Source organism: Bacillus sp. A01H, assembly GCF_045277205.1.
Classification (GTDB): Bacteria; Bacillota; Bacilli; order Bacillales; family Bacillaceae_G; genus Bacillus_A; species Bacillus_A paranthracis.
In genome coordinates this window covers 1246817-1273407 of the sequence record NZ_CP117702.1, presented here as the reverse complement: position 1 = coordinate 1273407, position 26591 = coordinate 1246817, and the positions used below count along the sequence as shown (strand labels likewise).

The 26591-nt window shown below is 36.1% G+C and carries 32 protein-coding genes; 18 read left to right on the top strand and 14 right to left on the bottom strand.

All coding sequences use genetic code 11. The features are described from left to right. Positions 1 to 49: 49 nt before the first annotated feature. A complete protein-coding gene (locus PSR14_RS06745) occupies positions 50 to 922 on the bottom strand; it encodes an NAD(P)-dependent oxidoreductase (protein ID WP_000486163.1) in 873 nt (290 codons plus the stop codon). Between the two features lie 29 nt (positions 923 to 951). Then, positions 952 to 1686, bottom strand: coding sequence for a hypothetical protein (locus PSR14_RS06740; RefSeq protein ID WP_000028705.1), 735 nt, complete (start codon positions 1684 to 1686; stop codon positions 952 to 954). 156 nt (positions 1687 to 1842) lie between these two features. Between PSR14_RS06740 and PSR14_RS06735 the strand changes: the two genes are divergently transcribed. Continuing rightward, positions 1843 to 2025 (top strand): YjzD family protein, encoded by a 183-nt coding sequence (locus tag PSR14_RS06735; protein WP_001211114.1) that lies wholly within the window; start codon positions 1843 to 1845, stop codon positions 2023 to 2025. 37 nt (positions 2026 to 2062) lie between these two features. On the opposite strand, the gene clpB is transcribed toward PSR14_RS06735, so the two are convergent. Next, the gene (gene clpB, locus PSR14_RS06730; protein WP_098487491.1) at positions 2063 to 4663 is read right to left on the bottom strand and encodes an ATP-dependent chaperone ClpB; all 2601 of its coding nucleotides are present in this window, start codon (positions 4661 to 4663) and stop codon (positions 2063 to 2065) included. Positions 4664 to 4874: 211 nt separating this feature from the next. Beyond that, positions 4875 to 5054 (bottom strand): YjzC family protein, encoded by a 180-nt coding sequence (locus PSR14_RS06725; RefSeq protein WP_000531418.1) that lies wholly within the window; start codon positions 5052 to 5054, stop codon positions 4875 to 4877. Positions 5055 to 5545: 491 nt separating this feature from the next. On the opposite strand from PSR14_RS06725, the gene PSR14_RS06720 reads away from it, so the two are divergent. The 3 genes from PSR14_RS06720 (at position 5546) to PSR14_RS06710 (ending at position 6799) form a co-directional block, all read left to right on the top strand. Beyond that, positions 5546 to 6355 (top strand): Cof-type HAD-IIB family hydrolase, encoded by an 810-nt coding sequence (locus tag PSR14_RS06720; RefSeq protein WP_048557237.1) that lies wholly within the window; start codon positions 5546 to 5548, stop codon positions 6353 to 6355. Positions 6356 to 6460: 105 nt separating this feature from the next. Then, complete coding sequence (locus PSR14_RS06715) at positions 6461 to 6601, top strand: hypothetical protein (RefSeq protein WP_000516816.1); 141 nt, start codon at positions 6461 to 6463, stop codon at positions 6599 to 6601. Further along, positions 6602 to 6799, top strand: coding sequence for a DUF3813 domain-containing protein (locus tag PSR14_RS06710; RefSeq protein WP_000527400.1), 198 nt, complete (start codon positions 6602 to 6604; stop codon positions 6797 to 6799). Between the two features lie 25 nt (positions 6800 to 6824). Here the strand turns inward: PSR14_RS06710 and PSR14_RS06705 are convergent, their stop codons facing one another. Further along, entirely contained in the window at positions 6825 to 7682 is an 858-nt protein-coding gene (locus PSR14_RS06705; RefSeq protein ID WP_000364453.1) for a YitT family protein, read from the bottom strand. Positions 7683 to 7782: 100 nt separating this feature from the next. Here PSR14_RS06705 and PSR14_RS06700 point away from each other — a divergent pair, with 100 nt between their 5' ends. Beyond that, positions 7783 to 7914: a DUF3941 domain-containing protein gene (locus tag PSR14_RS06700; RefSeq protein ID WP_001120845.1), complete on the top strand. Its 132-nt coding sequence runs from the start codon at positions 7783 to 7785 to the stop codon at positions 7912 to 7914. Positions 7915 to 8043: 129 nt separating this feature from the next. After that, positions 8044 to 8901 carry a peptidylprolyl isomerase PrsA gene (gene prsA, locus PSR14_RS06695; RefSeq protein WP_001214230.1) on the top strand — a complete coding sequence of 286 codons (858 nt, stop codon included), beginning with the start codon at positions 8044 to 8046 and terminating at the stop codon, positions 8899 to 8901. A gap of 49 nt (positions 8902 to 8950) precedes the next feature. On the opposite strand, the gene PSR14_RS06690 is transcribed toward prsA, so the two are convergent. Then, positions 8951 to 9805, bottom strand: a complete 855-nt coding sequence (locus PSR14_RS06690) for a S1 RNA-binding domain-containing protein (protein WP_000281267.1) — start codon at positions 9803 to 9805, stop codon at positions 8951 to 8953. 246 nt (positions 9806 to 10051) lie between these two features. Between PSR14_RS06690 and PSR14_RS06685 the strand changes: the two genes are divergently transcribed. Further along, entirely contained in the window at positions 10052 to 10543 is a 492-nt protein-coding gene (locus PSR14_RS06685) for a YajQ family cyclic di-GMP-binding protein (RefSeq protein WP_098487490.1), read from the top strand. A gap of 483 nt (positions 10544 to 11026) precedes the next feature. Here PSR14_RS06685 and PSR14_RS06680 read toward each other — a convergent pair whose 3' ends face one another. Both PSR14_RS06680 and PSR14_RS06675 read right to left on the bottom strand, forming a co-directional pair. Beyond that, positions 11027 to 11929, bottom strand: coding sequence for a helix-turn-helix domain-containing protein (locus PSR14_RS06680; protein WP_000397900.1), 903 nt, complete (start codon positions 11927 to 11929; stop codon positions 11027 to 11029). A gap of 315 nt (positions 11930 to 12244) precedes the next feature. Beyond that, on the bottom strand, positions 12245 to 13546 hold the full coding sequence (locus PSR14_RS06675) for an alpha-amylase family glycosyl hydrolase (RefSeq protein ID WP_098487489.1): 1302 nt from the start codon (positions 13544 to 13546) through the stop codon (positions 12245 to 12247). Positions 13547 to 13759: 213 nt separating this feature from the next. On the opposite strand from PSR14_RS06675, the gene PSR14_RS06670 reads away from it, so the two are divergent. Beyond that, complete coding sequence (locus PSR14_RS06670; protein ID WP_098487488.1) at positions 13760 to 14992, top strand: ammonium transporter; 1233 nt, start codon at positions 13760 to 13762, stop codon at positions 14990 to 14992. Positions 14993 to 15267: 275 nt separating this feature from the next. On the opposite strand, the gene katB is transcribed toward PSR14_RS06670, so the two are convergent. From katB to asnB, 3 genes are all read right to left on the bottom strand, one after another. Then, positions 15268 to 16734, bottom strand: a complete 1467-nt coding sequence (gene katB / locus PSR14_RS06665) for a catalase KatB (protein WP_098487487.1) — start codon at positions 16732 to 16734, stop codon at positions 15268 to 15270. A 59-nt stretch (positions 16735 to 16793) separates the two neighbouring features. Next, positions 16794 to 17753, bottom strand: coding sequence for a ferrochelatase (gene hemH / locus PSR14_RS06660; RefSeq protein WP_406644174.1), 960 nt, complete (start codon positions 17751 to 17753; stop codon positions 16794 to 16796). Positions 17754 to 17941: 188 nt separating this feature from the next. Beyond that, a complete protein-coding gene (gene asnB, locus PSR14_RS06655; protein WP_000333979.1) occupies positions 17942 to 19789 on the bottom strand; it encodes an asparagine synthase (glutamine-hydrolyzing) in 1848 nt (615 codons plus the stop codon). Between the two features lie 238 nt (positions 19790 to 20027). Here asnB and PSR14_RS06650 point away from each other — a divergent pair, with 238 nt between their 5' ends. Further along, positions 20028 to 20582 (top strand): DUF2777 domain-containing protein, encoded by a 555-nt coding sequence (locus PSR14_RS06650; RefSeq protein WP_000616053.1) that lies wholly within the window; start codon positions 20028 to 20030, stop codon positions 20580 to 20582. 60 nt (positions 20583 to 20642) lie between these two features. Here the strand turns inward: PSR14_RS06650 and PSR14_RS06645 are convergent, their stop codons facing one another. Beyond that, a complete protein-coding gene (locus tag PSR14_RS06645) occupies positions 20643 to 21008 on the bottom strand; it encodes a YisL family protein (RefSeq protein ID WP_000233491.1) in 366 nt (121 codons plus the stop codon). 150 nt (positions 21009 to 21158) lie between these two features. Between PSR14_RS06645 and rocD the strand changes: the two genes are divergently transcribed. Together rocD and PSR14_RS06635 are read left to right on the top strand one after the other, a co-directional pair. Continuing rightward, the gene (gene rocD, locus PSR14_RS06640) at positions 21159 to 22349 is read left to right on the top strand and encodes an ornithine aminotransferase (protein WP_000616655.1); all 1191 of its coding nucleotides are present in this window, start codon (positions 21159 to 21161) and stop codon (positions 22347 to 22349) included. Positions 22350 to 22459: 110 nt separating this feature from the next. After that, a complete protein-coding gene (locus PSR14_RS06635) occupies positions 22460 to 22744 on the top strand; it encodes a hypothetical protein (protein WP_000926869.1) in 285 nt (94 codons plus the stop codon). A 36-nt stretch (positions 22745 to 22780) separates the two neighbouring features. Here PSR14_RS06635 and PSR14_RS06630 read toward each other — a convergent pair whose 3' ends face one another. Continuing rightward, on the bottom strand, positions 22781 to 23683 hold the full coding sequence (locus PSR14_RS06630) for a fumarylacetoacetate hydrolase family protein (RefSeq protein WP_000945298.1): 903 nt from the start codon (positions 23681 to 23683) through the stop codon (positions 22781 to 22783). Positions 23684 to 23927: 244 nt separating this feature from the next. Here PSR14_RS06630 and PSR14_RS06625 point away from each other — a divergent pair, with 244 nt between their 5' ends. The 7 genes from PSR14_RS06625 (at position 23928) to gerPF (ending at position 26189) form a co-directional block, all read left to right on the top strand. Next, on the top strand, positions 23928 to 24107 hold the full coding sequence (locus PSR14_RS06625; protein ID WP_000462840.1) for an aspartyl-phosphate phosphatase Spo0E family protein: 180 nt from the start codon (positions 23928 to 23930) through the stop codon (positions 24105 to 24107). A gap of 96 nt (positions 24108 to 24203) precedes the next feature. Beyond that, a complete protein-coding gene (gerPA, locus tag PSR14_RS06620) occupies positions 24204 to 24425 on the top strand; it encodes a spore germination protein GerPA (protein ID WP_001111188.1) in 222 nt (73 codons plus the stop codon). Positions 24426 to 24439: 14 nt separating this feature from the next. Continuing rightward, positions 24440 to 24646 carry a spore germination protein GerPB gene (gene gerPB / locus PSR14_RS06615; RefSeq protein ID WP_001012508.1) on the top strand — a complete coding sequence of 69 codons (207 nt, stop codon included), beginning with the start codon at positions 24440 to 24442 and terminating at the stop codon, positions 24644 to 24646. A gap of 67 nt (positions 24647 to 24713) precedes the next feature. Continuing rightward, on the top strand, positions 24714 to 25328 hold the full coding sequence (gerPC, locus tag PSR14_RS06610; RefSeq protein WP_001070747.1) for a spore germination protein GerPC: 615 nt from the start codon (positions 24714 to 24716) through the stop codon (positions 25326 to 25328). 6 nt (positions 25329 to 25334) lie between these two features. Then, positions 25335 to 25529, top strand: a complete 195-nt coding sequence (gerPD, locus tag PSR14_RS06605; protein WP_001052802.1) for a spore germination protein GerPD — start codon at positions 25335 to 25337, stop codon at positions 25527 to 25529. Between the two features lie 15 nt (positions 25530 to 25544). Beyond that, entirely contained in the window at positions 25545 to 25931 is a 387-nt protein-coding gene (locus tag PSR14_RS06600) for a spore germination protein GerPE (protein WP_000902335.1), read from the top strand. Between the two features lie 42 nt (positions 25932 to 25973). Then, positions 25974 to 26189, top strand: coding sequence for a spore germination protein GerPF (gerPF, locus tag PSR14_RS06595; RefSeq protein ID WP_001141566.1), 216 nt, complete (start codon positions 25974 to 25976; stop codon positions 26187 to 26189). 104 nt (positions 26190 to 26293) lie between these two features. On the opposite strand, the gene PSR14_RS06590 is transcribed toward gerPF, so the two are convergent. Then, positions 26294 to 26581 carry an RNA polymerase alpha subunit C-terminal domain-containing protein gene (locus tag PSR14_RS06590; protein ID WP_000255720.1) on the bottom strand — a complete coding sequence of 96 codons (288 nt, stop codon included), beginning with the start codon at positions 26579 to 26581 and terminating at the stop codon, positions 26294 to 26296. Positions 26582 to 26591 lie beyond the last annotated feature (10 nt).

The following is a 26591-nucleotide window of genomic DNA, read 5'->3' as shown; positions in this document are numbered from 1 at the left end:
TGTTCTTCCTCTCCATTAAAACTTTCACATACATAGTGTAACACGCTCGCTATCCTTCGTATAACTCTTTATATTTTTTCATATGTGCCAATTGTTTATTTAAACCGTATTCTAACGGAGTATTTCTTTTTATCGAAATAACCTCTACAGTTCCATCTCTTTCTTCCACATTCTCTTTTTTCACTTTATCCTCTGCACGTAAAAGGTTCATACCTTTTTTCCATAATGATTTTTTACCACTAAGTAAATTATATATACCGAGATACTCCTCGTTCATTCCATTTTCCCATAAGTATTCACATACATCTTCAACGTACAGTAGATCACTGGCGTTTTCCTCACTCGTATAATGGCACTCTTTCTCACCCAGTTCTGATAAAATGAGCTGATGATACATCATAAAAGATGGTTGCCATGGCCCATATAATGTAGGAACTCGAAATACACTATATTGTACCTCTCCTTTTTTCAATCCTTCTTCCACTTTCGCAAATAGACGTTTATTTTCGGACTCATCTACGTTTCCTACTTCAATAGAAGAAATTAGATTTAACTTCACTTTATGTTCTTCACACAGTCTTATCATTCGCTTTAAATACTGTAATATAACTCTTTCATTTCGAAAGCCACTTTGTTGGTTAGGCTCATACAGACAAAAGTAAACGGCATCAAATTTCTCTTCCTCTACGGATCTCCATCCGTCTTCATCTCTTATCGAATAATACGTAAATAACGCATTTCGCCCAATTAACAATAACTTCTCTTCATTAATTTTTGTCATACTATCGAATTCATCAAAATCAAGACCATATACTTCTACTTCTTCTGCAATCATTTTATTCACAAGGTGATAACCTACAAACGTAAGTGCACCTATAATTAGCACGCGTTCCATACCACCAACCCTTTCTCCTTGAAACAAATAGCTCCTCATTTATGTATATGGGAGCTTCACAATTCTTCTTCATATTTTTTAAAGAAATCAGTCGTTTGCCTAACCATTTTATATTTCACATCTTGCAGATGGAATAAGACAGAAGTATCACATTGATTGAATTGCCTCATTTTCTCATATTTACGTAACAACTGTTTTCTACCTCTTTTTTCTTGTGTTGATACGAAAACTTTAACAGGTACACAAGACGGAAGAAGCGTAAATGATTTCTTATTTATTTTGGATTCTAATTCTTCTTCTTTGGAATCATACGCTAAACATAATTCCTTCACGAGTCTCTTGTAAAAAAACTTATGCTCTTTCTCAAACTCGACATATTCTGGTAAATCTAAACACGGATTTAGCATAATGACAGAGCGTATACATTCAGGGTATTTGTTCATCATTTCAAGTGCTACAAGTGCCCCCATACCATCTGCCATAATGTGCATTTTCGCATTCAATGTCTCTTTTCTCAGAACAACGTCATATAGGCGTTTTGCTAGACGAACAGATTGATCGTTTCCCCAATGTCTTCCGTATAAATTAGAAGAAAAGACCGTATAGCCTTCCTCAATAAGGCCATGTAAAAAATAAGATCTACCCGCATGCTGTGTCCATAAACTTGTACCATTCTCAATAAAGTAGTTGTAATCACCTAGAAGCATGACAGAAAATCCATTTGGCTTCTCCGGTAAATAAATGACACATGGTTCTTTTTCTAAGTAAAAAAAACGTTCCGTAATACTCATTTTTCCCCCGCCTTATTTTCTAAACGTATAAAAGTACTCTTTTATAATGTATGAACGGAATGCAAATTTGCGTTGAAAAATCTACAAATATTTTTCTATATTCTTTTTTCAATTGTGTTACAATAAGGACAGATTGAACGAATAGAGGTGTAAAATATGCGTTTCATTTGGGCATTAATTTGGTCGTTCTTGCTTGTACATATGATGAGCTACGTAATCGGCTCTATGACTGGCGGTACATACGATTTTAACCAAGCGTCTATTTTCTCAGTTGTTCTTGCGGTATTCGTACTAGCAATTGCAGCTGCAATTCCAAACGAGCCAGTAGAACAACACTAAAAAAAGAGTCCGGATTTTATCCGAACTCTTTTTTGTTTTACTTCACATGAACGACTAATTCGTTATTTTCTACATCAACAACTACATGACTATTGTCAGTAATCGTTCCTGCAATTAATTCTCTCGCTAATTTCGTCTCAACTTGACGCTGTACATATCGTTTTAACGGACGAGCTCCGTACATTGGATCGAAGCCAGCTTCGACAACAAACTCTTTCGCTGCGTCTGTTAATTGTACCGTAATATGACGGTCAGCCAAACGGCCTTGTAATTCTTTTACAATTTTATCAACAATACCTTTAATTTCATTCGTTGTAAGAGGTTTGAATAAAATAATTTCGTCGACACGATTTAAAAACTCTGGTCGGAAATGTCCTCTTAATTGCCCCATGACAAGTTCTCTTGATTCCTCTTTAATTGAGCCATCTTCTTCTAATCCATCTAATAAATGAGCAGATCCAATATTTGACGTCATAATAATAACTGTGTTTTTAAAGTCTACTGTACGTCCTTGCGAATCTGTAATGCGTCCGTCATCTAACATTTGTAATAAAATGTTGAATACTTCTGGATGTGCTTTTTCGATTTCATCTAACAAAATAACAGAATACGGTTTACGTCTTACTGCTTCTGTTAATTGACCGCCCTCTTCATATCCAACATATCCAGGAGGTGCACCAATTAAGCGTGACACAGCGTGTTTCTCCATGTACTCAGACATATCAATACGAATCATTTGCTCTTCACTATCAAATAAAGACTGCGCTAACGTTTTTGCAAGTTCTGTTTTACCAACACCAGTCGGTCCTAAGAAGATGAAGGAACCAATTGGACGGTTCGGGTCTTTAATACCAGCACGAGCACGAAGAACTGCGTCTGATACTAGGCTTACCGCTTCTTCTTGTCCGATAACACGCTCTGATAAAATTTGCTCTAATCGTAATAATTTCTCACGTTCACCTTCAACGAGTTTTGCGACAGGAATACCAGTCCAGCGTGAAACAATATCAGCAATCTCTTCTTCACTTACTTCCTCACGTAATAAACGATTTTCTTGTTTATTATTCGCGCCCATTTCTTCTGCTTCTTTTAACTCTTTTTCAATTGCAGGAATTTTTCCGTGGCGAAGTTCCGCTGCTCTATTTAAGTCGTAATTACCTTCTGCTTCTTCTAATTCACGGCGCAGACGCTCTAAATGTTCACGTAAGTCACGAACTTTGTGAATATCTTCTTTTTCTTTCTCCCATTTGGCTCTCATGCCACTTGCCACTTCTTTTAAATCCGATAATTCACGTTGCAATGTTTTTAGACGTTCTTGGCTACCAAAGTCTTTCTCTTTTCCAAGAGCTGCTTCTTCAATTTCCAGCTGCATAATGCGACGCGTTACTTCATCTAATTCTGTTGGCATAGAATCAATTTCTGTACGAATTGTTGCGCACGCTTCGTCAACAAGATCAATTGCTTTATCCGGTAAGAAACGATCCGAAATATATCGATCTGATAAAACTGATGCTGCTACAATCGCGCGGTCATGAATATTTACACCATGATAAATTTCAAAGCGCTCTTTTAAACCACGTAAAATGGAAATTGTATCTTCAACAGTTGGTTCTTCTGCTAATACTTGTTGGAAACGTCTTTCTAGCGCTGGATCTTTCTCAATATATTTACGATATTCATCTAACGTCGTCGCCCCGATACAATGCAGTTCACCACGCGCAAGCATCGGTTTTAACATATTTCCTGCATCCATTGCGCCTTCTGTTTTACCAGCGCCGACGATTGTGTGAAGTTCATCAATGAATAATAAAATGCGTCCTTCACTCTTTTTAATTTCATTTAATACAGCTTGGAGACGCTCTTCAAATTCACCACGGAATTTCGCTCCAGCTACAAGCGCACTCATATCTAATGCAAAGATTGTTCTATCTTTTAATCCTTCAGGTACATCCTTTTTCACAATACGCTGTGCTAACCCTTCAACAATTGCTGTTTTACCAACACCTGGTTCACCAATTAAAACTGGGTTGTTTTTCGTTTTACGTGAAAGAATGCGGATTACGCGGCGAATTTCACTATCGCGGCCGATAACAGGGTCAATTTTCCCCGCTCTTACTTCCGCTACTAAATCACGACCATATTTTTCTAACGCTTCATAAGTTGCTTCTGGATTTTGACTAGTCACTCTTTGATTCCCCCGAACTGTCATTAAAGACTGTAATAAGTTATCTTTCGTAATATAAAATCTTGTAAATAATTGGTTTATATCGCCTTTTTCTTCAGTAAAAGCAAGTAATACATGTTCCACTGAAATGTAATCATCTTGCAATTTCTCTGCTTCTTTTCCTGCTCTTACAAGTAGTTGTTGCAGAGCACCTGTTATATATAATTTACCTGCTTCTGCACCGCTCCCCGTTACGGAAGGCTTTTTCTTAATTAAATTTTCGGCGCCTTGTTTTAATGCTTCTATATCGACGTTCATTTTTTGAAAAATACGTACTGCTAACCCATCTTGCTCTTCTAATAATGTAAACAAGAGATGAACAGTATCTACTTCTTGATGGTGATGAGATACCGCTAAAGATTGGGCACTCATAATCGCCTCTTGTGTTTTTGTTGTCATTTGATTTAAGTCCATCTTTACAGTCCTCCAAATGTTTGACTTTCTTTGACCTTTGATTTGATTATACGCCAACTGACTTTTTTATACAATAATTTTGCTTATGTATTTTCAAACTTATTATTTGAAAAAGAAAAAAGGAGCATTCATGATACAACTGAAAAATATACGGTAAATGAAATTAAAATGTGTAACGACAAAAAAGCCGCAATAACGATTGCGGCTCCTGTTACGGTTTTCTTTTATACGTCCACTGACGGTTATGATTCGTGTTATCTGGAAACTTGTCACCAGCAGTTAGTTTCACCATTTGCGGGTCTTTTACCATACTTCCCGTTTCACCAATTTCTACGTAAATGCCATCATTCGGCGCTTTTTGTCCAGAACGAAACCTGCGATTTTGTCCCATTTCCATTCTCCTTCCATGACGTCTTTGCCTCATTAGTATATCCATTTTAAAAGAAAGCTTTTCTGTCATGTTTAGGAAACAGGTACTACATTTCGTTCTTGTACATATACATGAATGACACAAGCTTAAAGCAGGGATTTCTTTCCTATTTGTAGAAAAAAAGAAACCAACCTACTATAGGCCAGTTTCAAAGGAGAGTCAAACATATACGAGAAGATTACATGTTCATTATAAGCCTCATCATACGAGAAATGTAACCCTTTTCACAATTTGTCCATAATGAAAGAAACATTGTTTGAACTTTCTAAAAAGATGTTGACTTTTCTTAATTTCCAACGAGAAATAGTAGACACCGCAGCACTTTGCGACGTAAGATGGATATATAGTGAACTTTCCATCTTTGGTGGTCTCACCCAGTCTAACCTCTTATTTCTGCAGATTAAAAACGGAAATACAGATAAAAACAAAAAAATATTATAAGAGGTGAAATTATGAACAAACAACATTTAATCGCACTAGACTTAGACGGCACTTTATTAACAGACAACAAAATAATTTCCACTCGAACGAAACATACAATTGCAAAAGCAAAGGAACAAGGACATATTATTGTTATCTCAACAGGACGTCCATTCCGCGCTAGTTATGATTACTATAAAGAACTTGGTCTAAATACACCAATCGTAAACTTTAATGGCGCTTACGTACATCACCCTCTTGATTCAAAGTGGGGCACACATCACTCTCCTCTTGAGCTAGCAACAGCGCAAGAAATTGTCCGGGCTTGCTTTGATTTTGGCGTAAAAAACATATACGCTGAAGTAATGGACGATGTGTATGTACGTGAAATTGATGAAGATAAAAAACATATTTTCGAATTCGGTTCTCCAAACATTTTTACAGGAGACTTATTAAATATTTTAAATGATCATCCAACTTGCTTATTAATTGACGCACATGACGAGCATTCCAGTGCAATTCGTCAACATTTAACTGATATGCACGCTGAAGTAATCGACCATAGAAAGTGGGGCGCACCTTGGCCGATTATTGAAATTGTAAAAAGCGGATTAAATAAAGCTGTTGGACTACAAAAAATTTCTAGTCATTATAACATTCCACAAGAGCGAATCATCGCTTTCGGTGATGAAGATAACGACTTTGAAATGATTGAATTTGCTGGTCACGGCATCGCAATGGGAAATGCCATCCCTGAATTAAAATCACTCGCAAACCATACGACGCTAACGAACGAAGAAGATGGTATTGCACTATATTTAGAAGAGGTTCTTGGGTTGTAATCTAAAAATTCCCTGCTTATAGTTTCTCGCCAAACGCTCATACTATCATTAGACGCACAAGTTAACGCGTCGATTGTTTTCAGCTAAATAAAGGGGGTTTTTCGAATGGGTAAAAAGAACAAATCAAAACGTTTTATCCAACAAGGAGCCGATGCTGTTATGAAGCATGATGCAAGATTCCCGTACCGAGGTACATTAGCTGAGGCAGAAAAAGCGAGAAGTAACTCTTCTTTTGGAGGGGTCTAAATGGGGAACTTACTATTTCAACAAGCTAGAGATGCTGTTGCAAATGCTGTATCTTGTTCAAGCGGCGTCGAGCAACAAGATCTCGTATATAGAGCAAAAAATGCTTTGCAATCCGCTTACGCAAATTCTTCAACTGCTGAAAAAGTTCAGCTACGTGAAATGCAAGAGCAGTTGCAAAACATTACGAATGCACATTAAAAAAGAGGACCAGCTTTGGTCCTCTTTAATCTTTTCGAAACAATCCGAACACCCCAACTGTTTGCAGTACGTTTGTAAATGCACCTGGGTCCACTTGTTTAATAACCCTCTCCAATTCGTACAGTTCGTAACGGGTAATAACAATCATTAACATTTCCTTATTTTCATTCGTATAAGCACCAGTTGCTGGTATAGTTGTAATCCCCCTCACTAAGCGTGAGTGAATCGCCTTTCGTACATCCGCCCCATTCTTCGTAACGATTAATGCCGTAATCTTCACATGACGCGTATGAATTGCATCGATGATTCGCGTTGACACATACAAAGTCACTAAAGTATATAATGCTTTTTCCCATCCATACACATAGCCGGCAGCGATAATGATCAGTGCATTAAAGAAGAAAAAATACGTACCGACAGGCTTGTCTTTAATCTTTGATAAAATCATGGCGATTATATCTAAACCACCTGTAGAAGCCCCCCACTTCAACGCAATCCCTACCCCGATTGCTGAAATAAGCCCACCAAAAATCGCATTTAATATGATGTCGTTTGAAACTGCTCTAACTGGAATAATTTCTAAAAACATAGTCATAAAGATAACGCAAAGAAAACTAAAGAAAGTAAAGGCCTTTCCAACCTTTTTCCATGCTAAAATAACGACTGGAATGTTAAACAAGCTAAATAATACCCCGGTTGATATGTGAATAGATAAAAAATCACCTAATATTTGTGATAGCAATTGAGACAATCCAGCAAAGCCACTTGCATACACTTTCGCTGGCGTTAAAAATAAATTCATTCCAATCGCATTTAACAAACCTGCGACGATTACAACGATTAACTTCTTTATAAGTTCGGTATAATTCAACTTCAAATCCATTTCCAATACACCTTCATTATTCATGAATACACTGCTATACATAGTCTTTACGAAAAAGGAAATGATAAACGTACAACGTTTAGAAATGGAGTTGATACATATGCCACATACGAGTGATAACGACAAAAAAGCACGCGATAATAATGCAAAACGCGCGCAAAAAAATGAGCAAGAACAAAAGAATATAGAGCAAGGTAAGCGTGCTTATTCCAAAAAGACCGATCACCTTTGATCCCATCGTACATCAACAATATTGTTGATGTACTTTTTTTACATTTCACAGGAAAAAACATTAAAAATTCACTTCATGTTCACTTCTATATTCTACAATAGCGATAACATATTCGGATGAGGTGTTAGCATGAGAGGAAAACACATTTTCATTATTACTGCACTACTAAGTATATTAATGCTATCTGCTTGTGGACAAAAAAACGACTCAGATACAGTCGCTACAGCAACCGACTCAACCATTACGAAGAGCGACTTCGAAAAACAGTTGAAAGATCGTTACGGAAAAGACATGCTGTACGAAATGATGGCGCAAGACGTTATCACGAAAAAATATAAAGTATCTGACGATGATGTAGATAAAGAATTACAAAAAGCAAAAAATCAATACGGAGACCAATTTAAAAACGTATTGAAAAACAATGGTTTAAAAGATGAAGCTGATTTCAAAAATCAAATTAAGTTCAAACTTGCTATGAATGAAGCGATTAAGAAAAGTATTACAGAAAAAGACGTGAAAGACCACTATAAACCAGAAATTAAAGCAAGCCATATTTTAGTAAGTGACGAAAATGAAGCGAAAGAAATAAAGAAAAAATTAGATGCTGGTGCTTCATTTGAAGAACTAGCAAAACAAGAATCGCAAGACCTACTATCAAAAGAAAAAGGCGGAGACCTCGGATATTTCAATTCAGGTAGAATGGCACCTGAATTTGAAACTGCTGCCTATAAACTAAAGGTCGGACAAATTAGCAATCCCGTTACATCACCAAACGGTTATCATATTATTAAATTAACTGATAAAAAAGAATTAAAACCCTATGATGAAGTGAAAGACTCTATTCGCAAAAACTTAGAAGAAGAACGTATCTCTGACCCTATATTCGGCAAAAAACTATTGCAAAATGAATTAAAAAAAGCAAATATTAAAATAAACGATAGTGAGTTGAAAGATACGTTTACTCTTGTACATGAGCAAGGGAATTAAAAAAGCACCACCTTATAGGTAAAATATAAGGTGGTGCTTTTTATTTCCTTTATTTCTTAAAGTACGTCCAACCTTCTTCTTGGTAAACCTTTTCTTCTTTCATCAACTTACCAAGTGCACGCTTAAATGCAGCTTTACTCATATTGAAACGTTCTTTAATGTCTTCTGGATAGCTCTTATCCCAAAACGGCATTGCTCCGCCCCGTTCTTCCATATATGCATAAATCACTGTAGCATCATCTTCCATTCCTTCTTCTTTACGAGGAAGAAGTGAAATGTTAATTGTACCGTCATCTTTTACATCAATAATTCGTCCCGTTACACGTTGACCGATGCGAACTTGTTCTTTTCTTTCTGTATGATGTAAAAATGCACGAAAATGCTCATCTGTTAATACGAACGAACCAACTTGAAGTGAACGATACACACGTCCGTTTACGTTTTTATTACGCATAGATGGTGTCGCATCTACAACGATTTCTTGCATATCACTATCTCTTGCCGGAAGAGCAATTAAACGATCACGATTCGTTAATTTTAACGTACAATATAATTCATCTCCAACTTCAGGCCATACTGGCATATAAATTGGGAATTCATCAGCTGGAATTAGTATATCTTTTGATACACCAATATCAACAAACACACCTAAACTAGGAATAACTTCTACAACCTTTACCCAGTTCCAATCATATGTTGTAATAATTGGCTCCTTCATTGTTGCCGAAATACGATTTTGGTGGTCAAGGTATAAGAATACATCAATCGTATCGCCTTCTTCAATTTCTCCAGCTACTTCATTTTTATGTAGGAAAATTTCTTCTTCTTCATTTCCAACCATATATCCAATTTCCGTTTCGCGTAAAACAGTTACCTGTTCAATCGATCCTATTTGTAAATACATATTTTTTTAATTCCCTTCTATATATATAAAATGAACTTTTTAACTTTTTATATTTTTATCATTCCAAACAAAAGTTAATTATAACACGATTTTCTCTTTATTTGTCCAACTGCCCAAAATTCACTATAATAAAATGAGGTTACATCATTATAAGTATGAAAACACTTAAGTCTAATCTCGTTTTCAGCTATACTTTAGTATGTACAGTACATAAAAAGAGTAGAAATTTATTTGGAGGTGCTAACTATGGCAAAAGATAGTTCTTTTGACATCGTTTCGAAAGTAGAATTACCTGAAGTAACAAACGCAATTAACACTGCATTAAAAGAAATCCAAAACCGATATGACTTTAAAGGAAGTAAAAGTGATATTAAACTTGAAAAAGAAGTACTTGTTTTAACTTCTGACGACGAGTTCAAATTAGAGCAAGTAAAAGACGTTCTTATTTCTAAACTCGTAAAACGTAACGTTCCAATTAAGAACTTAGATTACGGAAAAGTTGAAGCGGCAGCTGGTAACACTGTTCGCCAACGTGCAACACTTCAACAAGGTATCGATAAAGATAACGCGAAAAAAATTAACCACATCATTAAAGAAATGAAATTAAAAGTAAAAACACAAGTACAAGATGATCAAGTACGTGTTACAGCGAAAAGCCGTGATGACTTACAAGCAGTTATCGCAGCAGTTCGTAGCGCTGATTTACCAATTGACGTACAATTTATTAACTACCGCTAAAAAGAAAAACATCCTCTATGTAGAGGATGTTTTTCTTTTTAGCTTGTAAAAGTCTAAGCTTACGGGCAATCGGATAAATTTTATGCATAAATGAAGAAGAACCTTTTAAAAATCGGAACAAAAACCTCCCTCCCCAATCAAATGTAACAAATTATGAGTATAAGAATATTTTCCACCCTTTCCTGTAATGTAAAATTAGTAAGGAATTTATTTTATGAAAAATGTTAATTAAAAAGAGTTAGAAGTGGTTATTTGAAGAAATTAATACTATGTTTTTTATTAACTACATTCTGTCTATATATTGCAGGGTGTTCTAATAATATAACTACACCTGGGGATACATCTAAAACTTCAACACCTGCGAATTGTAAATACATCAACAAAGCTTGGTATAAGAAACCTACGAACTGTAATAATCGATGATATAAATCATAAAAAAGACACCATATGGTGCTTTTTTTATAGAGAATAATAAGATGTTCATCAGAAATTATGAGTGATTTTTTTATTTTGTTGTTCAAAATATTTTTCTTTAACTATTTTTATCAGATCTTCTTTTTCTGTTAGTTCAAAGATAAATAATGCTTTTTTCATATTATCAGCTACATCTTCTTCATTACATTGTTTCAGCTTTAGCATGTTCCAAGCTTTCCCGTAGTATAATTCGCCTAATAAATATAAAGTATTTAGATTAATAGCTAATTTAATACCCATATCATTGTATTTTATTGCCTCTTCATGTTGATTTGCATGACCTAACATTTTCCCTAAATTAAAAATGATTTTTAATTTAATCTCTTTATCTCTAGGGAAATCTAACTTGTTAAAATTAGTTAAACATCTTCTTAATATAGTAATACTCTTTTCATATTCTTTATTTGCCCAATGAAATATAGCCATCGACTGCATAATATCTATTTCTCTTTCCGATAAAAAATCACCATTCGTTACAGTTAGTTTTAGTGCATTATTTAAAAGATTTAAAGCAGTTTTTATTGATTTATTCACATAAAATATAGCAATCGCTTCATGCCATATTAGAAATTGTTTATCTTCTTTTAACTGGAAATTATTTTCGGTTTTCTCTTGTTTCACTATTTCATAAAGTTCATTATATTGTTTTTGTTTTGTACAATCTCTCATTACACATTTTACATTTTCTACATATTTTAGTTTTTTGTTTTGAGTTAGTGCGAAAATATGATTTGGATCAATACCAAGTCTTTCAGATAATTGATATAACAATATGCTAGATGGATAAATCATACCTTTTTCTATTTTGCTAATTTGACTTTGCGAACATATTCCATGACACAATTCAGATTGTGATATATTCTTTTTCATTCTAAGTTCTTTAATGGTAATACCCAAATCGTAAAATTCCATTTTTCCTCCTCAAATATAGCCCTCAATGAGTAACAAAATACTTTTCACCCTTTAATGTAATGTAAAATTAGTATATTTTCAATTATTGTTTCTTCTATCGATTTTTTACTTCTTTGCTCAGTTGCATTTCGAGGTGAGAGTCTTACTTCAAAGAAAAACAGACTAGGGAGAAAGTTTTCTCCTTAGCCTGTCCCACCGAACAAATTCCCCATCGTCACTGTTATCCCCAAAATACAGAATTACGAATACGATAAGAAGACTTGAACATCTCACCTCATCACGCACTTTTAATTGAACACAAAAGAGAATATCCCCTTATTTCCGCCTCTTTTTAACCACAATTAAAAAAGCAATAAACAATACGTTCACACCGACGATTAAAGAAATAAATAGCCAATTCACACCTGTTTCCCCGTTAACTTTATACACATTTGATTCTTCACGCTTTAAAACGAGATAAAATTTTCCGTTTTCTTCTCTTATAATTTCATCTTCTAACAATCCCCTTAGCTCTTGTTTTTCACCAATCGCACTTGCAGGTAAAGCAACTTTTTGTGTTTCTCTCGTATTATTAATCGCTACTACTGTCACTTCATCTTTATACTTTCTCTTTAGTACACTCATTCCATCTTTATCGTATAGAAGCTCAAACGTACCGCGGCGTAAAGATGGTCTCGCTTGTCTAAGCTCACCGAGTTTCGTTATATGTTGCATAAACTTTTCATCTGATTTGAAGTCCATTAATCGTCTATTATCTGGCGTACCTCCTCCATCCAATGCAATTTCAGTTCCGTAATAAAAATTCGGAATACCTGGTGTTGTTAATAAATATGTAAGAGCTAGTTTCAAACGAGATGGTGGATAATTCATATTCTCTTTTGCAATACGAGCAAATCTTTTTGTATCTTGATTATCTAAAAATGTAGCGGCTGCTCCGTCTTTTTTACTTACATCATATAAAGGTTTCACCGATACGTCCGCTTTGGAAAACGCATCTACTATTTTTTCGTTGTATTCACTATCTTCTTTTGTCATAACTCGAAAATCTTTCTTTATCACTTGCATATCTTTTTGCATATCATCCCAAAAAGCAGGCGATTTTTTTTCACTATGTATTACATAACTTGCATCTAAATCAACTTCTTTGATCCACCATTTCATCGAGTCGATTACTTGTTGTTCGTTTTCTCCAAGCGGAAATTGAAATACAACTTTCATTCCTTTTGCATGAGCTTCTTGCACAAGTTCTTTCACATCATTTTCTGTTCCGAAATGTTCATTTACCTTCTGAAAATTGCGCACGTCTAACCCATCGTATTTTACACTTTCAAAAAGCGGCGAAAGCATAACAGTAGTAAATCCCATTTTTTTTATGTAATCCATTCTTTTTATAATACCTCTTATATCTCCGCCCTGATATCCTTCTAAATTGCCAACTTCTAACTGTTTGTCATTTTTCGGTTCCCCATTATTAAAACGATCAATCATAATGGAATATATAACTTCGTCTCGCCACTCTCTTTTTTCGTCTGCAAATGTATGTATTGGTACAAACAAAACGACAGCTAAACAAAAACAAATGAATAGTTTCCTAGTATGTATTTTCCCCACACGCATCCCCCATGTATTTTAATTGTAAGAATATTATACCAATTATCCGAACGAATCGCATACGTTGATTTCATTCTTATCAAATTAATACATGTTAGCTTTTCTAACATTACATATAAAATTTTCTGAATTTTTAGTTGATTTTTCTTTTTATTTCGAATATGATATGAAACATAACAAATTGATGTTATTTTTTCTAACATCACAGGAGGAGAGAGAATGAATACAGGAGATACGGTTTTTATGTTTGTAGCGACAGTAATGGTCATGTTAATGACACCAGGATTAGCACTTTTTTATGGAGGTATGGTTCGCAGTAAAAACGTACTCAGTACGACAATGCATAGTTATAGCGCAATGGCTATCGTTTCGATTCAATGGATTTTAATTGGTTATTCTTTATCATTCGGACCAGATTGGCACGGACTTATCGGCACATTCGATTGGTTCGGTTTAAACGGAGTTAGCTACGCACCAAATCCAGACTACTCATCTACTATTCCTCACAATTTATTTATGATGTTTCAACTCATGTTCGCTATTTTAACTCCCGCTTTAATTTCAGGAGCATTTGCCGAAAGAATGCGATTTTCAGCTTTCCTTATTTTCATCCTTCTATGGACAACAATCGTTTACAATCCTGTCGCTCATTGGGTATGGGGCGTTGGCGGATGGCTAAGAGAACTTGGTGCGTTAGACTTCGCTGGTGGTAATGTCGTTCATATTACATCTGGGGTGGCTGGCCTTGTATTAGCTATTTTCCTTGGAAAACGCAAAAACATAAACGGTTCGTCTCCTCATCATTTACCATTTACGATGTTAGGCGCTGGTTTACTGTGGTTCGGCTGGTTCGGTTTTAACGTCGGAAGCGCATTATCTTTAAACGACGTAGCTTTAACTGCATTTATTAATACAAATATAGCCGCCGCTGCCGCCGCATTAACTTGGATGCTTTCAGAGTGGTTCTTCCAATCAAAACCGACCGCGATGGGAGCTGCTTGCGGCGTTGTTTCCGGTCTAGTCGCTATTACACCAGCTTGCGGGTTCGTTACACCTTTCTCAGCTCTTCTTATCGGAGCAATTGGCGGCGTATTATGCTTCGGAGCGGTCTTTTTCTTAAAAACAAAATTCGGATACGACGATACACTCGATGCATTTGGATGTCACGGCATCGGCGGAACTTGGGGCGGCATTGCGACAGGACTATTTGCAACTACCACCGTAAACAGTGATGGTGCTAACGGATTATTTTACGGGAACGCCGCGCTGCTGTTGAAACAACTTGTAGCAATCGGCGCAACATATGCGTTCACAATTATAATGACGTACGCGATTATTAAAGCAATTAACTTCTTCCTCCCTGTCCGGGTAGATGAGCACGAGGAACATATGGGACTTGATATTTCAATGCATGGAGAGAAAGCTTATGAATATACTGAGCGAGTGAACTAAAAAAGAGATGCAATCTATTGATAGTAGATTGCATCTCTTTTTTGCATTTATCGGCACTGCATACCCCAGCTAGTATTCCTGTAAATATATCAGCGATTCTTCGGATATATCGACGATTTTTCAAATATATCAGCGATTATTTCAATATATCGACGTTTCGACACGATATATCGATTTACCAACAAATTCCGACATAATGAAACTGAAGAATACCCGCGTGTAACTTTACATAAACAAAAAAAGACGACCGTTTCATAACAGTCGTCTTTTCCAATTTATTTCGGAGCATTTCCTACATATTGCGTAATATCAACGTTTAATGCTTGCGCTAAACGCATACCGTACTCTTGATCTGCACGGAAGAAGTTACATACAGCTAGTAATTTCGTACGTTCATTTACGTCTTTTAAGTCATTTGTTAAATTTGCAATTAAGTTGTCTTGCTCTTCTTTAGAGAATGAACGGTAACGCTCACCCGCTTGTTCGAAATCATTTGGTTTGTCAATTTTCTCACGAGATACATAGCCTTCTACTTTCATAGTTGAATCGCGGTAAGCTGGGTCTTCAACTGGATTTTCAGCATGACGGCTCGGTTCATAGTTAATTGTAGATGGGTTTTGATTGATTTGCATCGCACCATCACGTTGTTGATTATGAACAGCTGCGTATGGACAGTTTACAGGAATTTGTAAGTAGTTTGCACCAAGGCGGTAACGCTGTGTATCTGGATAAGAGAATAAACGACCTTGTAATAATTTATCTTCAGATGGTTCAATACCATTTACAGTTGCACTTGGAGAGAACGCTACTTGTTCTACTTCCGCAAAGAAGTTTTTCGGGTTACGGTTTAACGTCATTGTCCCTACTTCCATTAATGGGAAACGATCTTCTGGCCATACTTTCGTTGGGTCCAGTGGATCAAAGTCTAAAGAATCCATTTCATCTAGTTGCATCACTTGTACGTGTAAATCCCATTTCGGGTAATTTCCTTTTTCGATTGCATCGAATAAGTCACGAGTTGCATGGTTGAAGTCTTTTCCTTGTACTTCTTGCACTTCTTTTGCACTTAAGTTACGTACACCTTGCTGTGGCTTCCAATGATATTTAATGTAGACGATTTTACCTTCCGCATTAATCCATTTGAATGAATGTACACCGAAACCTTCCATTTCACGATAGCTTGCTGGTGTACCGTAATCAGAAAATACCCATGTCATCATATGTGTAGATTCTGGACTTAACGTCATGAAATCCCAGTAACGATCTGGTGTTTGAATATTTGTATCAGGTGCTGGTTTTAAAGAATGCACCATATCAGGGAATTTAATTGCATCACGAATGAAGAAGACTGGTAAATGGTTACCTACAATATCGTAATTTCCTTCTTCTGTATAAAATTTAACAGCGAAACCGCGTGGATCACGTGCTGTTTCAGGAGAACCTTGACCATGAATAACCGTTGAAAAACGAACAAATACAGGCGTTTCAGTTCCTTCATTTTGTAAAAATGCTGCTTTCGTATATTGCTTCATGCTATTTTTCGTAACGAATACACCGTGAGCACCTGCACCACGTGCGTGCACAACACGCTCTGGAATACGTTCACGATCAAAGTGAGCCAATTTTTCTACTAAATGATAATCTTCTAATAATACCGGTCCACGGCGACCAGCTGTACGAGAATTTTGGTTATCTCCGACCGGAGCACCTTGGTTTGTTGTTAAGCGATTATTTGGATTCATCTAGGGGGATCCTCCTCTTTCTTTCATAGTAATTATTATTTATTTAAAATTATTATAAATTAATTATTATTCGAAATTAGTTCTTTGTCAACTATTTCTTTCATTTTTCTGGAAACAATTGTAGCTAAACAATCAATAAATGTAGATTGTGCATTCGGCATATTTGGTCTAAAATACGCAGCATTTAATTCATCCGTCACAACTTTACACTCGTAATCGTTGTCATATAAAACTTCTAAATGCTCTGCCACAAAACCAACTGGGCAATATATGAAAGATTTATATCTATGCTCTTCAAATAAATCTCTCGTTAAATCTTGCACATCCGGTCCAATCCATGGATCAGGTGTATTTCCGGCACTTTGCCAACCTATTGTATAGTTTTGGATGTTTGCAGCTGCTGCGATTAAATCCGCCGTATGCTGCAATTGCTCCACATAAGGATCACCTGCTGCAATAATTTTTTCTGGTAAACTATGCGCTGAAAAAATTACAACCGCTTTCTCTTTATCTTCAATTTTTGTAAATGTTTCTTTTATTTGATCTGCCCAATACGAAATAAACTTCGGTTCATCATACCATTGTTCAATTGGTTCAATAACAGGACCACCTATTTCCTCCGAGAGACGAATTGCACGCTCGTTATATGCCTTAATGCTAAAGGTAGAATAATGCGGCGCTAATACGATACTAATTGCTTGCTCAATTCCATCGCGCTTCATCTCTTCTACTGCATCTTCTATAAACGGAGCAGTATGTTTTAAGCCTAAGTAACAATTAAATTCATACTCTGTAAACATATTATTCATTGAGTCTGTTAATTTATGCGCTTGCTCTTTCGTAATTTTTGCAAGCGGTGAAATTCCACCAATCGCTTTATAGCGTCCAATTAAATCTTGGAGTGCTTCTTCTGATGGCTTACGCCCATGACGAATATGTGTATAATATGCCTCTACTTCATCTAATGAATCCGGCGTTCCATACGCCATTACGAGTAAACCTATTTTTTTCTTTTTCATCTATATAACACCTCAATTTTATAAATGAGAATCTTTTTCAAGAACATTTGTTTCCAATTATAACAACTAATAATAAGTACGTAAAGATAATTATTCTAAATAAGTATTTTCTCTAATATGATTTTGAATTTTATATGACAATTTATTTAATAAAAAGCGACTTACTTATAAAGTAAGTCGCTTTTCTCCTATTCTTTAATATTTACTCCATATTCTTTAAACCAAACGTGAATTTGTGCTAAATGAGCTAAAAGTTGTGGCCCAGTCATTAATTGACCATACCATGGCGTTTGGAATGCACTGCCGCCTGACTCAATTAATCCACTCAGCTGTTCTTTATCAAATAGCTCGTGTAAAATCGAGCCTTTATCTGTTAATAAATCTTGTATCCATACTGTTACTGCTTTCGTATAGTGCGGATTATGTGTTTTTGGATACGGGCTCTTCTTTCTATATAATATCTCATTTGGAAGTAACCCTTCTAACGCTTTACGCAATAGACCTTTTTCGCGGTTTTTATACATTTTCATTTCCCAAGGAATATTCCACGCATATTCGACAAGCCGATGATCTGCAAATGGAACGCGTACTTCTAAGCTCGCCCCCATACTCATACGGTCTTTTCTGTCTAATAATGTTGTCATAAACCATACCATATTTAAATAAAATAATTGGCGTCTTTTTGCTTCTAGCGGACTTTCCCCATCTAAAATAGGAACTTCTTGAATGGACTCTTCATAGCGCTGCTGTACATATTGTTGTAAATTTAATTTATTTCTCCATTCTTTCTTTAGCAATTGTTCACGCGCTTCTGTAGAACGCATCCACGGAAATGCGCTCGATTGTAAATCATCTTCTCTATAAAACCACGGATAACCACCAAATATTTCATCTGCACATTCCCCAGATAAACCGACGACAAAATCTTGTTTAATTTCGCGGCAAAACCATAATAATGACGAATCGATATCTGCCATACCAGGCAAATCACGAACGAGTACTGCTTCTGTTAAATACTGCGCTAATTGTTCATTTGAAATGACGCAGCGATGATGGATCGTTTGAAACGTCTCCGTCATCAAATGAATAAATGGTGCATCTGAATTTGGCTGAAACGCATTTGCTTTAAAGTATTTGTCATTATCTTCGTAATCAACCGAATACGTGTGTAATTGACCTTTTCCCGATCTTTCGTATTCTTTTGCAGCAATTGCTGTTATAGCGCTTGAATCTACACCGCCTGATAAAAAAGTACATAATGGTACATCAGAAACGAGCTGCCTTGTAATCGAATCTTGTAATAAAAATCGTGTTTTTTCTACTGTTTCTTCAAAGGAATCTTCATGCTTTTTACTTTCTACATTCCAATATCTCCATATGCATAAACCGTTCTTTGAAAATGTCATCGCATGACCTGGACGTAATTCTTTTATACCAGCATAAATGCCGTGGCCAGGCGTTCTAGATGGTCCAAGGCCAAATATTTCAGATAATCCTTCTAACGTCACTTCCGCCTTCACATCTGGATGCGCCAATATCGCTTTTAACTCTGAGCCAAATAGTAATCGCCCACTGTCATATTTATAAAATAGTGGTTTTACCCCTAATCGATCGCGCGCAATAAACACTTGTTCTTTCTGTTCATCCCATACAGCAAACGCATATATACCGTTTAAATGATCGACACATTCTTCTTTCCATTCCATATACGATGCTAATAGTACTTCCGTATCAGAATGACCTTTGAACGTATATCCTCTTCTTAATAGTTCCTTTCGAATATCTTCCGTGTTATACAGTTCGCCGTTATAGCAAATTGCATAATTTGCTTCATCTTTTAAACAAGTCATCGGCTGTTTACCACCTTCAGGATCAACAACGATTAACCGTTTATGCCCAAATGCGACATTGCCTTTAATCCAAACTTTATTATCATCTGGGCCACGCTTCGCTAACGTCTCAGCCATCTTCGTAACGACGTCCCGTTCTCCTTCTAATGAGCGTTTATAATCCACCCATCCTGTAATCCCGCACATATAAATCATCCTTCCATCTTATTTCTTTTCTTGAACGTGCAGTAATCCCCACCCTAAGAGGTGCGGATTACAAAATGAAAAACTTGACGATAACCTACTATCCATATACGGAATAGCATTTTCACTCAGTAAAACGTGTTTTATTGTATGCCCACCTATGTGTAGATGTGTCTAGTTATAAAGAATGCACGAACTGTCTATAACAGGAATAACTACTTTTCAAAAGGAGAAATCGTGTATGATACAACGTAAACATATTTTATATAACCAGCCTCGCGCTCATACGGTCGGTAATGTAGAATATATAAACAATGAATGGGTATTCTTTGATGATGAAAATGAGGAAGCATTTTTATTAGAAGATATTGCCGAAGATGGATTTGAAATTTTATATAACAACAACTGGCTACCGGCTCGTTTCTATGAACAAGATATATTACAAATCGCCAACGAACAGCACCATTTGCAAAATGGGGAAATGATACGCATTCGTAAAAAATTACTCCTTAGCTATACAGAATGGCTTGAGGAATTACCTGACTCTGTCTTCGCCTTATTAACAGAGGCATTGCAATCACTTCATTACTCTTTATATGATTGCATGTATTGTCATAATTATTTATCCTTTTTACCGAAAGAGGAAGCATGCGAAGGAGTAAATATTCTTTTATTTGATAACGAAGAGATGATTTGTACACTGCAGCACCATTTCGTTCGTCACGCTACGTCAAATAAAAATATGTTTCGTTTTACGAAAGTAAACGGAGAAGAGTTGCATATCGATGCAACATAAAATAAAAAACCACCTTATCTCCCAAACATTTGAGATTATAAGGTGGTTTTATTTTCTTTATTAGAATACTTGCCAACCAATCGGTAATTTCAGTCCTAGATAAAATACCGCTACAAGCGCGATAATAAATAATCCCCAGAATGCCCCCGTTGCCTTGTTCTTGCTCATTTTCACAAGAACCATTTCCATTCCAGCGATAACTAAAATACCAGCTAGCATTTTTAAACCATACCACATGTGCATGTTACTTGTTGCAGTCTTCATAATACCCATGTACAACATGAAACCTGTCACAATAATGATAATGTACATAAGACGAAGCCCCATATGTACACCTTTCCCTTTTCTTCCTGCTGAATAAAGTGAATACGCAACGAAAAATAAAATTAAACCTAACGCCCATGCTGTAATATGCATATGTACCATCGTATCCCTTACCTCCTCTTTTCACACTTTTTCATTCTATATGATAACATGTTCATTTATTTTCAGGAAATGTTTCGCTTTTTTACATTTAAATGCTATAATATTTAGAGTATTTACAAACTTCTTGTAATAACAAAAGGGGGAACAATCATGATTCAAACTAAGGATATTATCGAACTTACAGACACATACGGGGCAAATAACTATCACCCACTTCCAATCGTTATTTCTAAAGCAGAAGGCGTTTGGGTAGAAGATCCTGAAGGAAACCGCTATATGGACTTATTAAGTGCATATTCGGCAGTAAACCAAGGTCATCGTCACCCAAAAATTATTAACGCTTTAATTGACCAAGCTAATCGTGTTACGTTAACTTCTCGTGCTTTCCATAGCGATCAATTAGGTCCTTGGTACGAAAAAGTTGCGAAACTAACTAATAAAGAAATGGTACTTCCAATGAATACAGGTGCAGAAGCTGTTGAAACTGCAATTAAAACAGCTCGCCGCTGGGCTTATGATGTGAAGAAAGTAGAAGCAAACCGTGCTGAAATTATCGTTTGTGAAGATAACTTCCACGGACGTACGATGGGTGCTGTTTCTATGTCTTCAAACGAAGAGTACAAGCGCGGATTCGGTCCAATGCTTCCTGGCATCGTTGTAATTCCTTACGGTGATTTAGAAGCGTTAAAAGCTGCTATTACACCAAACACAGCTGCATTCATTTTAGAGCCAATCCAAGGTGAAGCAGGGATTAACATCCCCCCAGCTGGTTTCTTAAAAGAAGCTCTTGAAGTATGTAAAAAAGAAAACGTTTTATTCGTAGCAGATGAAATCCAAACTGGCTTAGGCCGTACTGGTAAAGTATTTGCTTGTGACTGGGACGGTGTAACTCCTGACATGTACATACTTGGTAAAGCGCTTGGCGGCGGCGTATTCCCAATCTCTTGCGTTGCAGCAAACCGCGACATTTTAGGGGTATTTGAGCCAGGTTCTCACGGTTCTACATTCGGTGGTAATCCACTTGCATGTGCTGTTTCTATCGCAGCTCTTGAAGTGTTAGAAGAAGAAAAATTAACAGAGCGTTCTCTTCAATTAGGTGAAAAATTAGTTGGACAATTAAAAGAAATCGATAACCCAATGATTACTGAAGTTCGCGGTAAAGGTTTATTTATCGGTATCGAATTAAACGAGCCAGCTCGCCCTTACTGTGAACAACTAAAAGCAGCTGGACTGTTATGTAAAGAAACACACGAAAACGTAATTCGTATCGCACCACCTCTAGTAATCTCTGAAGAAGATTTAGAGTGGGCATTCCAAAAAATTAAAGCTGTATTATCGTAATAATAGAGAGGTTGTCCTACATGTTGGGACAACCTCTTTCATTTTATATTGATTTATACTAAAATAAAATTGTAATTTTCTGTATTTTAAATTCATAAAGGAGGTGCGATATGTTATTAAGATACGGCAAACATATTAACTATTTAGCTACAACTTTTCTTTTAGTTACATTCTTTGGCTTCCTAGTTTCCGTAACATCGCTTAGTCACTACTCAACTCCCACTACATTCACACTACTGAAAGCATCATTTTGGACTACTGTTATTCTTACTATCATTGGTTTTGGACGCGAAAAAAGCGCACTTACGGTTATACTATTTGGCATTTGTACACTTGCAGTCATTGGTCTTTACACTTTTTCCGTTATCGATTACCTCTATCACCCAAGACCATAGAAAAGAGCTATCTTATTAATAAGATAGCTCTTTTCTTCACTTCACTACATTTCGCAAAGTACCAATTCCTTCTACTGTAACAACTACTTCATCACCGGCATGCAAAAACTTCGGTGGTGTGAAACCTTTTCCAACACCAGCCGGGGTTCCTGTTGCAATAATATCTCCTGGTTCTAATGTCATTCCTTTACTTATCGTTGAAATGATTTCTTCTATTGAAAAAATCATTTTATTTGTATTTGAAGTTTGTCTTACTTCTCCATTTACTACCGTTTCAATGTGTAACGCATTTGGCGCACTAACCATCGATTTATGAATTAAATACGGTCCCATCGGACAAAATGTATCGAAACTTTTTCCAAGGAAAAATTGCTTATGCTTCCTTTGAATATCGCGAGCAGTTATATCATTTATAATGGTATAACCAAAAACATGCTCAAGCGCTTTTTCTTTTTTTATTTGTTTCCCTCGCTTACCAATGACGATAGCTAGTTCCCCTTCATAGTCTAATTCATTTGTTGCGTGGGGATGACTATTAATTTTTTCATCCATTCCAATCACTGTCGTTGGTGCTTTCGTAAAGATCATTATATTTTCTGGAATTGACTCTACGCCGCCCATTTCCATCGCATGCTCACGATAATTTTTTCCAACGCAAAGAATATTCTTTCTTGGCCTTGGAATTGGTGCTAATATTTTCACCTCAGTTAACGGGTAATACGCCGTTCCTTCATTTTCCTTCGCCCAATTGACAATTTCACACATTTTTTCAACACATTCGGTTCCTCTTTCAATACATTCTAACATTGTAATAGGGATTGTAACCTTTTCTCCCTTTTGCCTTTGCGCTTCTCTTAAGTGCAATACCTTTTCTTCTTCTTCATCCACAATACCTACAAATACCTTTTCTTCTTTTTTCGCCGTTACCAAACGCAACATTTCCACTCTCCATCCTAAAACTCATACCTTTTAATTGTATTCGCATCTGTAAGAAAAAAACCTTCTCATACACGCTAATTTTTACAATATTCTTCTCATATCCGATTCGTTACTCCTTTATCATTTGGCATAAAATGTAGAAATTTCACTTTTTTTAGCGAATGCATTTCTTTTTTATGTTTTTTTTGTATAATATGTACTACATATATACTAAAAATTTCATTTAGAGATGGAGCCGATTTCAATGTTTGAGCAAGCGATTGAAAAAAAACGTGAAAAAATGATTTATTTTGCTGAACGCTACGGAATGACTTCTCAAAAAACAGTGGATTGTAGCCAAGAACTGGACAGGCTCTTAAATGCAATTTGGCATGTACATACGGATTTTCACCCTAATCAAACACTCGACACACACACACAATAACGTGTGTGTTTCTTTTATTTCAAAAAAACACACATTTTATTAAAAACGCCCATACAATAGTAGAAAAGAAAATTTTAAAAACGAAAGGTGTTTTGTATGCCAGCTATGGTCGGACATATTCGTATCGTTAATATTGGATCAAGTGGTATTTTTCATATTGGAGATGTATTTGCGATTAGGCCTATTAGTTATTCACGCGCTTTCGCTGGGGCCGGCTCTTTTAATGTTGGAGATAACGTTTCTGTCTACAATTATCAAAGCGCAACGACTGTTAATGATTCAGATGTTGTTGATCAAGCGATAATTGGTTCAACTTAAAGGGGGCGATTGTATTGAATTTTTATGTAAACCAAAGCATCATCATTAACAGTATTAAAATTGATAGCATTACAACCTCTTCTGTATTCCAGATTGGTACTGCCGGAAGTATTAAAGCCCTATCTAAATTCTCAAATACTGGCGGATTTACAGAACCCCTTCGCCCATTACAAGCGAAAGGACAAATTATTTCTATCAAACCATCAACTAGTTCTTCTTAAGACATCCTTGTCATAAATATATAGTAGGAATATATTTACCCTCCCTATTGAAAAGGAGGTTTCACAAATGAATCAAGATATATATACTTACTTACACCAACTTCAACAAGCTCTTCAAGCACAACAAGCGACCATTCTTAACTTAGAAGATCAAGTTCGTCAATTACAAGAAGAGCTTAATGAATTAAAAAGTCGCCCCTCCTCTTCTATAGGAAAAGTGGAATATAAATTCGATCAATTAAAAGTAGAAAATTTAAATGGCACTTTAAATATTGGATTAAATCCATTTTCAACAAAAGGACAACAAATTGAGGATTTTCAAGTTGACACGGAAACTTTGAAGGTCAATCCTGAAACAGATACAAACCCAGACTTTTACCAAGGTATCCTTCAGGAAATGCATCGTTACTTAGATGAAGAAGCATATAATCGAATTCTCCATTTTGAACAGGAAGAGAGAACGCCGCTCGATGAAATGTATCGACAAATGATGGTTGACGACATAAAGAAACAGATGGAGCATAGACTTCCTTATTATTTATCACAAGCACAATCACATGAAGGGATTTCAACAGATCCAGATTATTTACGAGATATCATTATTCAAGCTATGAAACATGATATCGACAAAGCCTTCCTCTCTTTTATTCAACACATACCGGGCAATTTCCGAAAGGAGTAAGTATGTATGAACCTTAACGTTGTAAACCGCGAGTTCAAAGTCGGACAGATTAAAATGAACGGTGTATCGTCGTCCGCACTCTTTTTAATTGGGGATGCAAATTTCCTCATTCTATCTTCTATTCTTGATACGCCGTTTGAAACTGTTACAGAGGGTCCATTTGTGCCATTAGTAACAGATGTCCCTCCTACTCCAGGTTAAGGAGACTGAGAAATTATGTTACATCACGTGTCTATTGTCCAAAATGTTTCTATTGTTTCGTTAGGGATTGCTGCCGTATTTCAAGTTGGAGATGCCAATCAAATGGAATTAAAAAGTAGAGCTCTTGCCGTTCACCGGGAATTCCCTTGTTATATAAAAGACGAAGGTCGCTTAGATGCATTTGAAATCTTTACAGATGAATACATTACAATCCCGAAACGAACGACAGATGTAAAATTAAACATTGTAAATGAATGTCCTTTTATTGAAGTGAATAACGTTGAATTGCGCACACTTTTAAACTCTGGTGGATTTCAAATTGGAAATGTTGATTATGTTTTTAATAACTCTCGTATTATGCAAATTCGCCAATATATTACAGATGAACCTTCCGCACAATAATTCATATAGTAATTACAAAGTTTAGTAAAGTAGGTGGATGGTATGCCTTCTGTTGTTGGAAATCTCGTCGTGCAAAACAGTAATGGTTCTTTCAATTTAGGGGATTTTTATAACGTTTCTCCGAAAGAAAATACGAAAGCTTATAATGGATCTGGAGCTTCCAATGTTGGATTTGTCGTGAATACTTTTAACGGTGTTAGTGCAACAAATACGTTTGATTCTGATGTGGCGGATCAAGACCAGATTGGAACAGCTTAATCAAACAGTTGCCCTGTAATTACTCTTTATAGGTAGATAGTAAAAGAGTCCATCTAACGTGATGGACTCTTTTCTATTTCTTCTAGAAGAGCATAGCACTCTTTTTATTTAAATGATAATCCTTGTTCCTCCAAAGCCTTTCTAAGCTTCGGCATCGACGCAGGTCCCATACCATGCAGTTTTAAAACTTCTTTCTCACTATACTTTGAGAGTTCTTCTACAGTGTGAATTCCATGATGCTCTAGCGCCCTTCTTGCTGGCGCTGAAAGAAGGGAAAGAAACCCTTCTTTTGGCGTTCTCTCTTTCTCACAGGTTGGGCAAGTTGGACAATCGCTACTTTTATAGTACTCATGTCCTTTTTCACACGTTCTTAACGTTTTTTCCGTTACCATTTGCAAGCCC

Excerpts from the sequence above, each read along its gene's own strand:
- PSR14_RS06650 (WP_000616053.1), top strand. The coding sequence starts at position 20,028 with ATGATACAACGTAAACATATTTTATATAACCAGCCTCGCGCTCATACG.
- gerPA (WP_001111188.1), top strand. The coding sequence starts at position 24,204 with ATGCCAGCTATGGTCGGACATATTCGTATCGTTAATATTGGATCAAGT.
- PSR14_RS06635 (WP_000926869.1), top strand. The coding sequence starts at position 22,460 with ATGTTATTAAGATACGGCAAACATATTAACTATTTAGCTACAACTTTT.
- PSR14_RS06645 (WP_000233491.1), bottom strand. The coding sequence starts at position 21,008 with ATGGTACATATGCATATTACAGCATGGGCGTTAGGTTTAATTTTATTT.
- gerPF (WP_001141566.1), top strand. The coding sequence starts at position 25,974 with ATGCCTTCTGTTGTTGGAAATCTCGTCGTGCAAAACAGTAATGGTTCT.
- PSR14_RS06590 (WP_000255720.1), bottom strand. The coding sequence starts at position 26,581 with ATGGTAACGGAAAAAACGTTAAGAACGTGTGAAAAAGGACATGAGTAC.
- PSR14_RS06735 (WP_001211114.1), top strand. The coding sequence starts at position 1,843 with ATGCGTTTCATTTGGGCATTAATTTGGTCGTTCTTGCTTGTACATATG.
- PSR14_RS06625 (WP_000462840.1), top strand. The coding sequence starts at position 23,928 with ATGTTTGAGCAAGCGATTGAAAAAAAACGTGAAAAAATGATTTATTTT.
- PSR14_RS06675 (WP_098487489.1), bottom strand. The coding sequence starts at position 13,546 with ATGCGTGTGGGGAAAATACATACTAGGAAACTATTCATTTGTTTTTGT.
- PSR14_RS06705 (WP_000364453.1), bottom strand. The coding sequence starts at position 7,682 with ATGGATTTGAAGTTGAATTATACCGAACTTATAAAGAAGTTAATCGTT.
- PSR14_RS06710 (WP_000527400.1), top strand. The coding sequence starts at position 6,602 with ATGGGGAACTTACTATTTCAACAAGCTAGAGATGCTGTTGCAAATGCT.
- PSR14_RS06670 (WP_098487488.1), top strand. The coding sequence starts at position 13,760 with ATGAATACAGGAGATACGGTTTTTATGTTTGTAGCGACAGTAATGGTC.
- PSR14_RS06725 (WP_000531418.1), bottom strand. The coding sequence starts at position 5,054 with ATGGGACAAAATCGCAGGTTTCGTTCTGGACAAAAAGCGCCGAATGAT.
- PSR14_RS06630 (WP_000945298.1), bottom strand. The coding sequence starts at position 23,683 with ATGTTGCGTTTGGTAACGGCGAAAAAAGAAGAAAAGGTATTTGTAGGT.
- PSR14_RS06740 (WP_000028705.1), bottom strand. The coding sequence starts at position 1,686 with ATGAGTATTACGGAACGTTTTTTTTACTTAGAAAAAGAACCATGTGTC.
- rocD (WP_000616655.1), top strand. The coding sequence starts at position 21,159 with ATGATTCAAACTAAGGATATTATCGAACTTACAGACACATACGGGGCA.
- prsA (WP_001214230.1), top strand. The coding sequence starts at position 8,044 with ATGAGAGGAAAACACATTTTCATTATTACTGCACTACTAAGTATATTA.
- PSR14_RS06720 (WP_048557237.1), top strand. The coding sequence starts at position 5,546 with ATGAACAAACAACATTTAATCGCACTAGACTTAGACGGCACTTTATTA.
- PSR14_RS06700 (WP_001120845.1), top strand. The coding sequence starts at position 7,783 with ATGCCACATACGAGTGATAACGACAAAAAAGCACGCGATAATAATGCA.
- PSR14_RS06680 (WP_000397900.1), bottom strand. The coding sequence starts at position 11,929 with ATGGAATTTTACGATTTGGGTATTACCATTAAAGAACTTAGAATGAAA.
- PSR14_RS06600 (WP_000902335.1), top strand. The coding sequence starts at position 25,545 with ATGTTACATCACGTGTCTATTGTCCAAAATGTTTCTATTGTTTCGTTA.
- katB (WP_098487487.1), bottom strand. The coding sequence starts at position 16,734 with ATGAATCCAAATAATCGCTTAACAACAAACCAAGGTGCTCCGGTCGGA.
- clpB (WP_098487491.1), bottom strand. The coding sequence starts at position 4,663 with ATGGACTTAAATCAAATGACAACAAAAACACAAGAGGCGATTATGAGT.
- gerPD (WP_001052802.1), top strand. The coding sequence starts at position 25,335 with ATGAACCTTAACGTTGTAAACCGCGAGTTCAAAGTCGGACAGATTAAA.
- gerPC (WP_001070747.1), top strand. The coding sequence starts at position 24,714 with ATGAATCAAGATATATATACTTACTTACACCAACTTCAACAAGCTCTT.
- PSR14_RS06685 (WP_098487490.1), top strand. The coding sequence starts at position 10,052 with ATGGCAAAAGATAGTTCTTTTGACATCGTTTCGAAAGTAGAATTACCT.
- PSR14_RS06715 (WP_000516816.1), top strand. The coding sequence starts at position 6,461 with ATGGGTAAAAAGAACAAATCAAAACGTTTTATCCAACAAGGAGCCGAT.
- PSR14_RS06690 (WP_000281267.1), bottom strand. The coding sequence starts at position 9,805 with ATGTATTTACAAATAGGATCGATTGAACAGGTAACTGTTTTACGCGAA.
- asnB (WP_000333979.1), bottom strand. The coding sequence starts at position 19,789 with ATGTGCGGGATTACAGGATGGGTGGATTATAAACGCTCATTAGAAGGA.
- hemH (WP_406644174.1), bottom strand. The coding sequence starts at position 17,753 with ATGAAAAAGAAAAAAATAGGTTTACTCGTAATGGCGTATGGAACGCCG.